Source organism: Pseudomonas sp. Root401, assembly GCF_001425105.1.
GTDB classification, from domain to species: Bacteria; Pseudomonadota; Gammaproteobacteria; order Pseudomonadales; family Pseudomonadaceae; genus Aquipseudomonas; species Aquipseudomonas brassicacearum.
In genome coordinates this window covers 222,051-236,163 of sequence record NZ_LMDO01000001.1, presented here as the reverse complement: position 1 = coordinate 236,163, position 14,113 = coordinate 222,051, and the positions used below count along the sequence as shown (strand labels likewise).

The 14,113-nt window shown below is 54.4% G+C and carries 11 protein-coding genes and 2 pseudogenes; 8 read left to right on the top strand and 5 right to left on the bottom strand.

The genetic code is table 11. From position 1 onward, the window contains the following. Positions 1-137: 137 nt before the first annotated feature. Positions 138-1,028 carry an AraC family transcriptional regulator gene (locus ASC85_RS30690; protein ID WP_236712316.1) on the top strand — a complete coding sequence of 297 codons (891 nt, stop codon included), beginning with the start codon at positions 138-140 and terminating at the stop codon, positions 1,026-1,028. On the opposite strand, the gene ASC85_RS01045 is transcribed toward ASC85_RS30690, so the two are convergent. Beyond that, positions 958-2,067 carry an Acg family FMN-binding oxidoreductase gene (locus tag ASC85_RS01045; protein ID WP_082534283.1) on the bottom strand — a complete coding sequence of 370 codons (1,110 nt, stop codon included), beginning with the start codon at positions 2,065-2,067 and terminating at the stop codon, positions 958-960. The genes ASC85_RS30690 and ASC85_RS01045 overlap by 71 nt on opposite strands. A gap of 107 nt (positions 2,068-2,174) precedes the next feature. Between ASC85_RS01045 and ASC85_RS32805 the strand changes: the two are divergent. Then, positions 2,175-2,378: pseudogene (locus tag ASC85_RS32805) on the top strand (AraC family transcriptional regulator); the annotation flags it as partial. A 2-nt stretch (positions 2,379-2,380) separates the two neighbouring features. On the opposite strand, the gene ASC85_RS01040 reads toward ASC85_RS32805, so the two are convergent. After that, a complete protein-coding gene (locus ASC85_RS01040) occupies positions 2,381-2,836 on the bottom strand; it encodes a hypothetical protein (RefSeq protein ID WP_027912435.1) in 456 nt (151 codons plus the stop codon). A gap of 150 nt (positions 2,837-2,986) precedes the next feature. Here ASC85_RS01040 and ASC85_RS01035 point away from each other — a divergent pair, with 150 nt between their 5' ends. From ASC85_RS01035 to ASC85_RS01025, 3 genes are all read left to right on the top strand, one after another. Beyond that, on the top strand, positions 2,987-4,096 hold the full coding sequence (locus ASC85_RS01035; RefSeq protein ID WP_057447882.1) for a hypothetical protein: 1,110 nt from the start codon (positions 2,987-2,989) through the stop codon (positions 4,094-4,096). A 185-nt stretch (positions 4,097-4,281) separates the two neighbouring features. Then, the gene (locus ASC85_RS01030) at positions 4,282-4,998 is read left to right on the top strand and encodes a hypothetical protein (RefSeq protein ID WP_057447881.1); all 717 of its coding nucleotides are present in this window, start codon (positions 4,282-4,284) and stop codon (positions 4,996-4,998) included. A 34-nt stretch (positions 4,999-5,032) separates the two neighbouring features. Beyond that, the gene (locus tag ASC85_RS01025) at positions 5,033-6,724 is read left to right on the top strand and encodes a thiamine pyrophosphate-binding protein (RefSeq protein ID WP_057447880.1); all 1,692 of its coding nucleotides are present in this window, start codon (positions 5,033-5,035) and stop codon (positions 6,722-6,724) included. A gap of 654 nt (positions 6,725-7,378) precedes the next feature. On the opposite strand, the pseudogene ASC85_RS01015 reads toward ASC85_RS01025, so the two are convergent. From ASC85_RS01015 to norR, 3 genes and pseudogenes are all read right to left on the bottom strand, one after another. After that, positions 7,379-7,762, bottom strand: a pseudogene (locus tag ASC85_RS01015) (hypothetical protein); the annotation flags it as partial. Between the two features lie 245 nt (positions 7,763-8,007). Further along, positions 8,008-8,358 (bottom strand): hypothetical protein, encoded by a 351-nt coding sequence (locus ASC85_RS01010; RefSeq protein WP_013692885.1) that lies wholly within the window; start codon positions 8,356-8,358, stop codon positions 8,008-8,010. Between the two features lie 431 nt (positions 8,359-8,789). Continuing rightward, positions 8,790-10,313 carry a nitric oxide reductase transcriptional regulator NorR gene (gene norR / locus ASC85_RS01005; protein WP_013692882.1) on the bottom strand — a complete coding sequence of 508 codons (1,524 nt, stop codon included), beginning with the start codon at positions 10,311-10,313 and terminating at the stop codon, positions 8,790-8,792. Between the two features lie 163 nt (positions 10,314-10,476). Here norR and norV point away from each other — a divergent pair, with 163 nt between their 5' ends. The 3 genes from norV (at position 10,477) to ASC85_RS00990 (ending at position 14,093) form a co-directional block, all read left to right on the top strand. Further along, positions 10,477-11,919 (top strand): anaerobic nitric oxide reductase flavorubredoxin, encoded by a 1,443-nt coding sequence (gene norV / locus ASC85_RS01000; RefSeq protein WP_013692881.1) that lies wholly within the window; start codon positions 10,477-10,479, stop codon positions 11,917-11,919. Beyond that, complete coding sequence (gene norW / locus ASC85_RS00995) at positions 11,916-13,043, top strand: NADH:flavorubredoxin reductase NorW (protein WP_013692880.1); 1,128 nt, start codon at positions 11,916-11,918, stop codon at positions 13,041-13,043. The genes norV and norW overlap by 4 nt, the downstream gene beginning before the upstream one ends. 735 nt (positions 13,044-13,778) lie before the next feature. Next, entirely contained in the window at positions 13,779-14,093 is a 315-nt protein-coding gene (locus tag ASC85_RS00990; RefSeq protein WP_013692879.1) for a c-type cytochrome, read from the top strand. The last annotated feature ends 20 nt before the right edge of the window (positions 14,094-14,113 follow it).

The following is a 14,113-nucleotide window of genomic DNA, read 5'->3' as shown; positions in this document are numbered from 1 at the left end:
CGTGCGCGATGCCGACGTCGGCGCGCCCAGGTGGTTTGTTCACAGCAGATAGGATGTTCATGCGAACCATTATTGCTGCGTTGCAAACGCAAATAAATTCAGTATTCTTCCAAAATATCCCTAAAAACTGCCAACTGATGCCACCCACACGATCAGCCGTCTCTGTCTTCGACCCGGACCTCACGGATCGGCTGGCGGTGGCCCGGCAGCTCGACTTTGCAGATCACCAAGCGGAAGTGCCGACGCATGTGCATCGCAAGGGTCAACTGATCCTCGCGCTGCACGGGGCGGTCACTTGTACTGCGGACAACGAGATCTGGATCGTACCGCCCAACTGCGGTGTCTGGATTCCGGGCGGCGTGCCCCATAGCGCACGGGCGACAGCGAATGCCCGGCTCAATTATCTGTTCGTGAACCCCGGAGCGGCGAAGCTGCCCGAGGATTGCTGCACGCTGTCCATCTCCCCGATGATCCGGGAAATGGTTGATCGGCTGGCACAGGAGCCTGCCGATTATCCTCCGGTTGGCCATGCCGCCAGGCTGGCGAGAGTGATCCTCGACGAACTGGTCGAAATGCCGCGTGAGCGCTTCAACCTCCCCATCTCCAGTCATCCCAAGATTCGTGCGATAGCCCATGCACTGACGCTCGCCCCTTCCGACCGCAGTACGTCAGCCGAATGGGCCAAACGCGTGGCGATGAGCGACAGGTCGCTGTCTCGATTGATGATTCGTGAGACGGGCCTTACGTTTGGACGCTGGCGGCAGCAATTGCACCTTGTCGTTGCACTGCGAGAATTGGCCAGTGGTGCGAAGGTGCAGAACGTTGCAACCGAGCTGGGCTACAACTCGGTCAACGCCTTTATCACCATGTTCAAAAAGGCACTGGGGAGCACGCCCGCACAGTATTTTGCACAACGCGGGGCGCAGCTGCCGTCGGCTCCAAAACGAAGTCCGGCGTCTACAACAGTACGGCTTCGATTGGGCGCCTCAAGGATCTGGGCATCTCGGGTCCACGACCGAATCGAATGACAAGATCAGGCCTTTCACCCAAGATACCGATTGATTTGGCGAACTGCGGCCTGAGTGACGCGACTTCCACCGGCTGATTAAGGTGAGCGGTTCGAACATCCATCGCCGTTGCCTGCAAAGCAAACCGTTGAAAGGCACGACCCACCTCGATCCAGTGATGCTTGTCCTCAAGCGCGGAAACAAATACCGCAATGCCGGAGGAGCTCCGAACATGTCGCGCGTACTTGTCATTCTCGGACTCTTCGGAAAAAAAGAAATCAAACATCAGGCCACCAAGCCAACTGGGGACAGTTGGGTTGCCGGAAGCACCTGTAAACAGTCCATCGCCCTGCCTTGCGGCCTGTCCTCCGTTGAAACGCAACCATTCTTTGAGTTCGCGCACAAATGCCGGATCACGCATCTGTGCGGTGTTTCCCTGAACCACGAAGTCAAGGACATTCTCCATGTCCTGTTTATCCGTGAGCAACTGAACCCGAACGCCATTTCCCGAGCCGGCTATTTCCAGAAGCCGCAGTTCGTCGTTTGAAAGAGGCTTGGCATCAAATTCGGCCCTGGTCGACTGCCGACGCGGGATTGCCTCGAAAAGCGGAGTTCGGACCTGCGCTGCGCGCTCCAAGGAGATGTTCCATGATTCGTTCTTCCCGGTATTGAAAACGGCATCGCCCCTAAAGCCCATAGCTGCCGCTGCCTGCACAAGATTCTCGGCGGCGCAGCCGAGGCTGACAAAAAGGTGGTGATCGTCTGGATCGACAATCGGACATCTGCGTTGATAGTCAGGCAGGATTGAAATCGACTGATCGTCCAGCCCGAACTTCCAGCACTGGGTGTTGTGACTGGATGGCGCTAAGGTTGCGTAGCGCACAAGTTCCCGCAGTACTGCAGGAACGTTACTCGAATCGAGTTCGCTGTGACGCCATATCTGCTTCACGGCATGCTCATACTCCACACTGCCCTTGCTCGAGGTGTAGAACGCAAGGGCCCCGGCGGCACCCACCCCCGTTGCTGCTGCAGTAGTGATGAACTTTCTTCTCGTCAACATTGAACTACGCCCCCCATCTTTGAACGCCTAACGTTTGGTTAGTGGGCGGGCGTTAGCCCTGAGTGCCGTAGCGCTCTTGAGCTTCTTTATAACTCAACTCGTTTTTTTCGACAGGCATGGTCGCTGCATTACGCGATCCACGCTTGGCAAGTGCGCTTCTCGCGCTCCATCAACAACCGGGGCGCGACTGGACAGTCAATACCTCTCGCTCGGTCTTCGCGGACCGTTTCCAAGCGACTATTGGCATGGCCCCACTGCGCTACGTCACTGAGGTGTGGATGCGGCTTGCGAGCCAGTGGTTGACGCTTGAAAGTCACCGTACCTGGTACAGCACAGCAGCCCCTGGCTTGGGTTCGAAAGCCGGCACAGTGCGCTGCTCGAGTGGCATACCCTTGGCATCCCAAACCAAGGTGTCCGATGGGTACTCGTCCTTGCGGGTCATGGCGTCGATCTGCTTGGCGATCACCTCCGAGCTTGCAGGCACTTCGGGGTTCCATTCAAATACGCCAACTCTACCGTAGAACACAGCTGGCGCGTCGACATCGAGGCGTCGGTCGGGACACATGACCAAGCCGCGGTCGAGCATAACCCGCAACGCGCCGACAGGCACCGCCTTCACCGTGGGCGTGGTGCGTTCGGTGCTGTGGCCCGGGCAGACATTGGCCGAGCGAGTAACCATGTCCTCGACCACTTGACGATCGGATTGGGCCTGCGCCGAAAAGGCAACGGCAGACAGGGCGAGCACTACAAGATTTGACTTCCAGGGCACGCGAGACCTCCTATGGAAAAAATACTCCAACGTTGCGGACCGCCTCCATGTAAGAACAGTCCGTTGCCAAGGGCAAATTTTAAGACTACCACGACATTATTCTGTTCCACTTGCTGAGACATCCCATGGCAGTTAGTAAAGGTGATAAGAATGTTTGACTTCAGCAGGCTCATGAAAAGCCAGTTCACGCCCCCAAGACCTCTGTGTCTGTTAATGGCTTTGGCCCTGTGTGCGCCTTTCTCAATAGCCTATGCGGCAGACACTCAGCCGAACTCGGCAGAAATAGGCGCAACAAAAAACCGCACCAAAATGAACGACATTCCTCCACGCCTTCAATGGGAAGCGAACTATGGCTATTGCGGTGAGACCGCGCTCATCAGTGCCGGACTTTACTATGGCCAATACGTTTCACAATTCGATGCCCGCGCAATCGCCAGCCCGAACGTTAAACAATCCAAGCGGGGCAGCCAGTTACTATTAGGGAGGAACGATGGGGCCACCGCTGCTCAAATGCGCTTGAAAGCTGTTGAGTGGGACAGCCCAACCACGGCGAACGCAAACAGATTCCTGGCATGGGTCAAGGACAATGTGGTGTCCGGCTATCCGGTCATCATCGGCGTTTACGAAAATTTTTCCCAATTCGAAAATGAAGAGGGGGGCGAAGGCGATGGCGAATACGACCATATCGTTCCCGTCATTGGCGTTTCTTCCACAAAACCAGTCACCCAGCCTGCTACCTATTACGCTGATGACGTCATTACGTTCAGCGATAACGGTCTTTGGTCGCCCAATGGAAAACCGGCCTATCTTTACCGCTTCAAGTTCGGAGCATTTCAGGCAAACCGCGAAGAGGCCAATGACGAGTCTCGACCGGTGTATTCATTGCCTGGCGGCGGAAAAAACTATGGCGTGGCCATAACCGGGGTTATCGACCGAGACGGCAAGACGCTGCCGGTTCGTCTGACAACCGACGCGAATGAAGAAAAACCGGCCATGGGCGAAGGCTCCAGTACTCGTCCTGCTTCCGCTAAGGTGAACTTGACTGTCACTGTATCGGGACTCAAGCCAGGCGTGCCTTACAACCTGTACCGATACGACAGCTTCGACAACGTACCTGAGTCGGGCTTTAACGCTAAAGCATCAAAGGCGGAAAAACACTGGGAGATCGACATCAAGGAAGGGTCGACTTACGTGTTGAAAGAAACCATAGGTTCAGACCAGGTCGCCGTGTACCGAGCCGTTCCGGTGACTGCTCCATAAGCCCATTGGTTGGAAAGCCGACTCGCCCAACGCCTGACATGTTCCTGTCAGCCTCCGGTCACTCTGACGTCAGATCCTTCCCCCTAAAGTACCCCAATGACCGCCCCTACGGTGCCAGCGCTACAGGCACCAAGGACACATCGCTTTAGCTGGACCTCTTGCCATCAACCGGAAGGAGAAATGCAATGAGCCATCCTGATGCGCACGTCAGTGCCCTTGATCCATTCACTTGGCAATCGACGCTCGACAGCAATCTGGACAGAAAAGACCTGTTGCTCCGCCTGTTCGCCGAACAGCGATTCATGGCCGCGCAGGTGCGAGTCTGCAAGCTGGATCACAGGGACTATCTGCTTTCGCTGATTGATCCGGCATCGACGCTGAACGACGGCACTCGGCACTCATCAAGCGTCGATGGTCATCGAATGCGGAGCGTCATCACCGAAGCGGCAAAGAAAGCTCATTGGGGCAAGCCCCCAAGACATGGTCGAGCGCAAGGCATCGCTGCCCACTATGACGCGCAGACCTGCATGGCGGTCGTTCTCGATATCGAGGTGAGCGACGAAGGCCGCTTGATCATTCATGACGCGGTCGTTGTCGCGGACTTGGGCTTCTTGAAAAATCCTGGTCGTGTGCGCTCGCAGCTCGAAGGCGCTTGCCTGATAGGGATAGCGTTTGTGACATCCTGCGATTTTGATCCGACCACCGGAGATACCCGGCCCAAATCTGCCTATCGCCCCCGTTGGCCACTCGTCTCATGGCTGCCAGGACAGATCGCGGTGCACCTGATCAATCCCACCGGGGCTCCCGAAGCCGGCCAGCCCAGCCAGACCAGTTACGCACCTGTCGCCCGGGCCTTGTGCAATGCGATTGCCACACGACAGTCGCCACAGCAAGCCAGCTAAATCAAAGCTTCCAGACCAGATGAGGTTCTGCGCCATGCCCTTAGGATCCAGTGTTTTTTTCAACAGTCGTGGGCAACGCGGCGCGGACCTGTTCGTAGAAGTGCTTCGCAGCGAAGGTGTACGCTACGTCTTCGGCAATCCGGGAACAACCGAACTGGCTTTGCTCGACGCCCTCTCAGGCGCCTCAGACATCCAATACATCCTCGGCCTCCAAGAAGCCTCAGTCGTAGCGATGGCCGACGGTTATGCGCAGGCATCCGGTCGCCCCGGCTTCGTCAACCTCCATACGGCCGGTGGACTCGGCAATGCAATGGGCGCCATTCTCAACGCGAAGATGGCGAATACGCCGCTTGTCATCACGGCGGGTCAACAAGACACGCGACATGGCGTGACCGACCCGCTGCTCCACGGAGACCTCGTCGCGCTCGCCAGACCGAGCGTCAAATGGGCGGAGGAAATTCATCATCCCGAACACATCCCGATGCTGCTGCGTCGTGCGTTTCAGGACTGTCGCACGGGGCCGGCCGGCCCGGTTTTCCTTTCCCTGCCGATTAACGTGATGGAGCAACACACGGATGTAACGGCTGGCCCGCCATCGCGAATCGAGCGCGGTGCCGTGACCGGGGCGATTGAGGAATTGGCCGCGGCCTTAGCGACAATTACCCCCGGTCGTCTGGCGATTATCGTTGGCGAAGAAGTGATCCAGTCGAGCGCGGAAGTTGAAGCCGTGATGCTCGCCGAAGCACTCGGCGCGCCGGTCTACGGGCCATCCTGGCCCGGGCATATTCCGTTCCCGACGGCTCATCCGCAGTGGCGGGGAACGCTGTCTGCGAAGGCTTGCGATATCAGGGAGACATTCTCTGACTTCGACGCGGTCTTCCTGCTCGGCGGCCATTCGTTGATCAGCTATCAATATTCCCAGGGCCCCGCTATTCCATCTCACTGTCGCCTTATCCAACTGACCGGCGATGGACACCAACTAGGCAGAGTCCACGAGACCGCGCTAGGGCTGATCGGGGATTTAAGACTCTCCTTGCAAACGCTGTTGCCGATACTGGACAAGAAATTGGCCCCACACAGCGAGGCAATCGCGACGCTGCGAAACGTCGCGGGCCAAGAACGCGATACACGTCGTGCCGACGTCGCCGCTCGCGTCAGTCGCGAATTCAACACTCCGGTGACAACGCCTTTCGTGGCTGCCCACGAGGCTATCCGGGCAATCGGGCCAGACGTCTGGATCGTCGACGAAGCACCCGCCACGATTCCTCATGTCCGTGCCTGCCTGGATTCCCATTCGGCCCGCCAGTATCTTTTTACCCGCAGCGCCATCCTGGGCTGGGGCATGCCGGCGGCCGTCGGTACGTCGCTTGGCCTGGACCGCAGCCCGGTAGTCTGTCTGGTCGGTGATGGCTCGGCAATGTACTCACCGCAAGCACTCTGGACGGCGGCGCATGAACGGCTACCGGTCACGTTCGTTGTCATGAACAACGGCGAATACAACATTTTGAAGAACTACGCTCGTAGCCAGGCGCACTATCTAAGTACAAGCACTCACCAGTTCATCGGCATGGAACTTTGCGACCCGGCGATCGATTTCCTGGCCCTCGCCTCTTCCCTGGGAATCCCTTCCCGCAGGATCGAGCGCGCCGGCGATATTGCGGGAGCTGTCGAAGAAGGTATTCGCTCAGGCTGCCCGAATCTCATTGAACTACCGATCATGCCCTGAAGGAATGGGCGCACCTTGTCCCTGCCCTGCTTATACGGGACTTATTCGGGCATTCCGAACTGTCATTTCTGAGAGTGCAATCGCAAGTTCCTGAACAGAGTTAGGCCTAGATATTCATCTCGCGGTGCAAACTGCTCCAGCGACAAGCCGATTCAGTGCACATCAGCATCCTGGACTCGATCCTGGACCTGAATGCACCGGATAGCGCCGAGTTTCGGTGCTTTCCGCCGGAAACGAAAAAAGGACCCGGAGGTCCTTTTTTCGTTCGCTGCATGCTTCAGTTGAACTATGCAGCGCTATGTTTGGAGCGGGAAACGAGACTCGTATCTGGCGTCCGACCCATTGAAATCTAAAGGGTTTCTTTTCTTGCCGAAGCAGGGAAAGACTTGATTCTGGACTTGTTTTGGAGGGGTATCAAGGACCAGAGGCATGATTCCCAGCTCTGCCATCGGGTCTACGCGAGCATCCGTAGAATGTTTCAGTGCGTCTATGTCACCCATCATCCGTTCTCTTTAGCCAATCGCTTCATGAGGCAGATGCAAATGTTGTTTTGGACATTCGCGAGCGGGCTCGCTCCCGCAGTTTATGCGTTCAACTAGTGGGAGCGAGGCTGCTTGGGAACAAGAGTCAGGGCTGTTGCCCAGAAAATCCAACTCAGAAGTAATAGCCGATATTCATATACAACTGGTTTTCCCACTGATCACTACCACCAGCCCCCAGACTCTGGGTAAGGCTGCTGCCACCGATGACCGGATCATTCTTGCCGTACAACCATTCCGTGGCGATCCACAGTTTGCTGAGGGAGAACGAGGTGCCGAAAATCATCCGTTGCGAGGTCTTGAAATCGTCTGCGGATTTATCGAAGGCACTGTAGTTGGCGTACAGCTGTACACCGCTGATCTGATCGAACAGGTACTTGCCGCCAACGTCGTAGCTCACATCCGCCACGTACAAGTTGCCGCGACTGGCGACGTTGTAAGTGGCGTCGTAACCGCCGAAAGCCACCAGTTCATCAGTGCCGGGGTTGCGCGGTGACATCGCCCGCTCACCCTGGTCGGCTTCGCCTTATATCCGGTTCTTGTTCATCGGCTCACGGCTTCGCTCCACGCTTCCTCCCCACACTCGGTCGCCCTCATGCAGTTGCGCTTCACTTCATTCGCTGTGGTCAGCTTACGGCGGGACTTTCACCCACAAGATTGCGCCCATGCTGGGCGCACCAAAAAAAGACCCGCAAGCGGGTCTAAAAGGAGTTAGTTTATCACCTGAAACTGTTTAAGCTTTTCTTACTCGTCGGATGCCACCAAACGAGCACCTTTACGCGTTACCTGTTGCCCCACTGCAAAACTCGCATTGGGTGAGCGCACTGTACTTATTTCGCCTTGCGCGTTTTTCACTTCATAAGCGGTTTCAGACTTTCCAATCCCTGCCTGCAACGCGCTGCCTGCAAAAAAACCGCCGGCTGCGCCGACTAATATACCTATCGGGCCACCTGCCGCTCCAACCATCAGTCCCGTCAAGGCGCCGAAGCCTTTGCCGGCGGTTGTGTCGGGAACTTCACGGATTACCTGGTCTGCTTGGCACAACGGAACCAGCATTAGGTACATGGTAAAACCAAGCGCGATTGAACGAGTCATAACATTGCCCTTTCATATTGACGTTAATTGCATTACTTAATACACAAAGCGGGCCAATAATTTTATTGTTACATATCAAATAGTTAGAATAGAAATAGTCATCATGACCCAACCAAAAATTAGTCACAATGACAAAGGCTTAGTCAATATGACTGTTTATTGGGCGCGCCCTGGACGATGTCACAGCAGCAGGTCAGAAGATCTAAATAACGCATTGATGATCGTGAGCGCTGCCAAATTCGCCCGACTGCTTGAAGTAACTGGGCTCTTGCGGGGTGACCGGCCGGCTGGTGGAGATTTGTATTGGGCCCAGCTTTATGAGGGGGGGACTACTGAAAAAAATTTTGGGTCAGCGGCAACATCATTGACCTGCAGCCGCCCCTTCAATCAGCGCTGGGTTCTGGCTGGATAGCCCAGACCGGCAGGGATTACTATTTCAAACCAAGCCGCTTCGCCAGTCGGTGCAAGTTGGCCACGTCTAAATCCAGCATTCGAGCACAAGCAGACCAGTTCCTCATGCACTTTTTCAACGTGTTTTCAATCAGCTGACGATGGAAGTCATCCGTCGCATCCCGCAGTCCCTGGCCCACTTTGAGGAAGGGAACGTCCAGCGCAACAGGCGGCATGTCGACCTGCTCGAGCACTTGATTGAAATGCTGTGATTCAAGCAGCAGTTCGTCACTTTGCTGGGTTGCTCGAGCAATGATTGTCGCTCGATAAATCGCGTGCTCTAGTTCGCGCACATTTCCTGGCCACGTGTACTTTTTGAGCCACGACAGACAATTGGCAGCCAAAGCCACCCGTTTCAACCCCATGCGCTCCCGGCTTTGCTCACAGAAGAAGCCAGCTAGCAACGTGATGTCCTGCTCACGCTCACGCAGTGGTGGTACATGGACAGGAAATACGCTTAAACGATGGAACAGGTCCGCACGGAACCGATTGTTAAACACCTCCTGCTTCAGATCTCGATTGGTCGCGGCAAGCACCCGTACGTTGACCCGCAGGACGTTATCATCACCGACCCGTTGCAGATCACCGTATTGCAATACCCGCAACAGTTTCGCTTGCAGATTCAGCGACAGCTCACCGATTTCGTCGAGAAACAATGTGCCGTTATCAGCCATTTCGAACTTACCGGTGCGATGATGGATAGCGCCTGTGAACGCCCCTTTTACATGGCCGAACAACTCACTCTCGGCGACTGACTCCGGCAGCGCAGCGCAGTTCAGATAGACGACTGGCTTACCAGAGCGGGATGAACCTTCATGTATGGCCTTGGCCACCAATTCCTTACCGACTCCGGTTTCCCCAGTGATCAAAACGTTCAGGTCGGAACCCGCCACCATCTCGATCTCTCTTTTCAACTGTTGCATTGCGTCGCTGAGCCCTACCATTTCGGTACAGGGCTTACCCGCCGGGATGCTACTGACGGAGGGAGGAGTAATGGTCTGGCTTTCCAGTTGTTCCACCAACAACGCATTGGTCAATGCAGCAGAAGCGAGGGCTCCTACCAACCGCAGCTCTTCGTCGCTGAAGTGATCGAATTGCGACGGGTCCATGCCATCTATCGTCAGCGCTCCAATCAATGTCTGGTCCGCGAATAAAGGCAACCCAATGCAGGCATGCACTTTGAGATCTTGCTGGTTTGGTATCAGTCCGTCATAGGGGTCGGGCAAGTGACTCTCTGCCGGAAAGCGCACCACGTCACCGGCACGAGCGATGGCTTCCAGTCGCGGGTGTGCGTCAAGACTGAAGCGGCGCCCCAGTACATCTGGCGCCAAACCGTCAATCGCCAGCGGACGAAACTGTCGCTGTTCATAACGCAACAAGGCAGAGGCGTCGCAACCCAGCAACTGGCGCAAGGTATTGATCAGACGTTGAAAGCGGTCCTGATGAGACATACCGCTTTGCAGCTGGATAGCAATGCCTGTGAGGGATTCAACGGAGAGACTCATGGCTTTGTCACTTTGACAATAAATTAGTCATATGGACAGTAATTGGACTTTGTCATAAAGACAAGCATAGTTTATTTTTTACTTATAAATCAATAGGTTAAGACATGGCACGAACGTTGCCCTCCTCCGGTATAGAACTTCATTTCGATACCGAGGTAAGGACATGTCTATTCACGTAAAAAACAACATTCATTGGGTCGGCCAGCGCGATTGGGAAGTGCGCGACTTTCACGGCACAGAATACAAATGCCATCGAGGTAGCAGTTACAACAGCTACCTGATCCGGGAAGAAAAGACCGTACTGATTGATACCGTCGATCATAGGTTCAGCCGGGAATTCATACAGAACCTGGCGATGGAAATAGACTTGAACACGCTGGACTACATTATCATCAATCATGCGGAGGAGGACCACGCGGGAGCGCTGACAGAGTTGATGGCACTGATACCCCATACGCCGATCTATTGCACCGCCAATGGCGTGGACTCGATCAACGGTCATCACCATCATCCAGAGTGGAATTTCAACGTCGTACATACCGGCGATACCTTGGATATCGGCAATGGCAAACAGCTGATTTTCGTGGAAACACCAATGCTGCATTGGCCGGACAGCATGATGACGTACTTGACTGGTGATGCCGTACTGTTTAGCAACGACGCCTTTGGCCAACATTACTGCGACGAACACCTGTTCAATGATGAAGTGGATCAAAATGAACTGTTCGAACAATGCCAACGCTACTACGCCAACATTCTCACGCCATTCAGTCGCTTGGTCATTCCCAAAATTACCGAGATCCTCGGTTTTAATCTGCCGGTCGATATGATTGCCACTGCTCATGGCGTGGTATGGCGAGATAATCCGACGCAGATTGTGCACCGCTACTTGGAATGGGCGGCGGATTATCAAGAAGACCGCATCACGCTGTTCTACGACACCATGTCGAACAATACACGCATGATGGCAGACGCCATCGCACAAGGCATTTACGAAGTCGATCCAGGTGTAGCGGTGAAGATCTTCAACGTCTCGCGCCACGACAAAAATGAAATCTTGACCAATGTATTCCGTTCAAAAGGCGTTTTGGTCGGCTCATCCACCATGAACAACGTCATGATGCCAAAGGTAGCCGCCCTCCTGGAAGAAATAACCGGGCTGCGTTTTCGTAATAAAAAGGCTTCGGCGTTTGGCAGTTACGGCTGGAATGGCGGAGCGGTAGACCGTATTCAGACGCGCTTGATGGATGCGGGTTTTGAAACCACGTTGGCGCTCAAAGCCAAGTGGCGACCGGACGGTGACTCGCTTGAGGTTTGCCGCGCCCATGGGCGCGAAATAGCCATGCAATGGGCGTTGAATCCACCTACACACGCATGTCTCACGAGCCCCGCAGTCACGGCAACTGCCCCGGTAGAAGCGATTTCGGACAGCGGCCCGCGCATGCGGTGCAGTGTCTGTCAATGGTGTTACGACCCTGCGATTGGCGAACCTATGCAAGACGTGCAGCCCGGTACCGCCTGGTGTGACGTTCCTGATTACTTCCTGTGCCCTGAATGCTCAATGGGCAAATCGGTGTTCGATGAGCTTGCTGCGGAGGCGAAATGAACAAGGAAATTGTCATTGTAGGCTCTGGCTTCGCAGCTCGTCAGGTCGTCAAGAACTTGCGCAAGCTCGATGCAGCGGTGCCCATTCGGTTGCTCGCCGCAGACAGTTGCGACGAGTACAACAAGCCTGACCTGAGTCACGTCATCAGTCTTAATCAGACCGCGGACGACATGACTCGCCAATCTGCGGTGGACTTTGCCGACATGTATGGGCTGACCCTTAATGCTGATCGCCATCTGACTGCAATTGATCGCCTGAACAAGCGTATTAGCGTGGGTAACGAAACCATTAGCTACGACAAACTGATTCTTGCCATGGGCGCACAAGCCATAGTTCCAGCGATTCCCGGGCACGAATGGATGGCGACACTGAACAGTCAACAAGAATACCGTCATGCGCAACATGCTCTGAGAGCGGCGCAACGCGTGTTGATATTAGGGGCAGGCTTAATTGGCAGTGAACTGGCCATGGATATGAATCGGGCCGGAAAGCTGGTGACACTGGTGGATCAAGCCTGCAGCCTGTTAGCGTCGTTGTTGCCTGTCGAGGTGAGTAGCCGCCTGCAGCACCGGTTATGCCAGATGGGCGTGGAAATGGTATTCAACCAGTCTTTAGAATCCATTGAAAAGAAAGACGATAGCCTGTTGGCAACCCTATCCAATCGCCGGCAAATTACCACCGATGTGATCATTGCCTCTGTCGGGTTGAAGCCCAATACGACAATAGCAACGCAGGCTGGACTGCGGGTGGATCGTGGGATTGACGTTGATGATTGCATGCGTACATCTGATCCACACATATTCGCCATTGGCGATTGCGCGCAAATCCAGGGCAAGCTATTGCCGTTTCTGCAACCTATTCAATTAAGCGCCATGACCTTGGCGCGTAACGCACTCGGCGGCAACGAGCAAGTGAAGCTTCCGGCGATGCTGATAAAGATCAAGACCCCGGAAATGCCGCTGCACCTGGCCGGAGAGACCAGCCGTAAGGACTTGCAATGGCAGATCAGCCTTGAGTCACAGGGCTTGGTAGCCAAGGGGCTTGACATGGCAGGGGGGCTGCGGGCGTTCGTCGTTAGTGAAGATCAAATGAAGCAGGCTTTTGCATTGTTGCGGCAACTTTAGTTGTCAGGCCAACCAATCGCACTGAGTGTTTTTGTTCTTTCCCAGCTTATCGATGCCGGTCTGCAATCACCAGATCGGCTTCAAAAAAAACAACAGATCATCTCGGCTAATTGAGCCTAGCGCATGCCACCACCATGCATCTTTCCTTCAGCTAATTCAGACGGTGTGAAAAAACAGTTGGGTTCAATGGGCGAACTCCTATCGGCAATTGATCACTCCTGTCATTACACCAGCCATTGAATTCAACACCCTGCGCTCGCCTGAATTTTAGCTCCTTAAAATAACCGACGGCTGCAAAATTTAAATTTATACCATACGCCATTGATTCCAACCCTTTGAACAACCACAAACTTTCAGCACAAAATCCGAAGCGAAATTTGAGTTACGCTAGCATCCAACCCACTGAATTATAATTATATTTTCGGCAAAAAACCTTGATCCTGGATGATGATTTTGGGAGACATTGACAAAACTAACAAATCGTACCGAACATCGAGCTTCGCTAAAATGTCACATATCTGAACGACCAACTGCAGCGATCCCACCATAAAAGTGAATGCCTCAGTCGAGATACTCAGAAATCCCTACAGAAGTTTATTGAAAATCTCGGAGCCTCAACTACACTTTCCACTGCATCCGAAGCTGACCCGCGCGGATGCTGTATTGATTGATTAAAACGATACAGATTACTGACAAGCGGTACTAGCAAAGCACACCCAGATGAGGAAATAAAAAATGAAGAAAAAACTTATGCATCTTTTTATCCTTGGCACTTTGCTGAACCTTCAACCAGCCCAAGCCGTTGATGGCGAAGCACTGTTCAAGAGCAAACCCTGCGTAGGCTGCCACATGATCGAAGCGAGACTAGTCGGTCCTAGTTATAAGGAGATCGCAGCTAAATATGCCGGACAAGCTGATGCCTCGGCCACCCTGGTAAAAAGCATCAAGGAAGGTAGCTCTGGAAAATGGGGCGCCGCGCCAATGCCGGCCAACCAAGTAACCGACGAAGAAGCGAAAACGTTGGCAGACTGGATCTTGACGCTCAAATAATTTTTGCTAAAGCAAGGTAC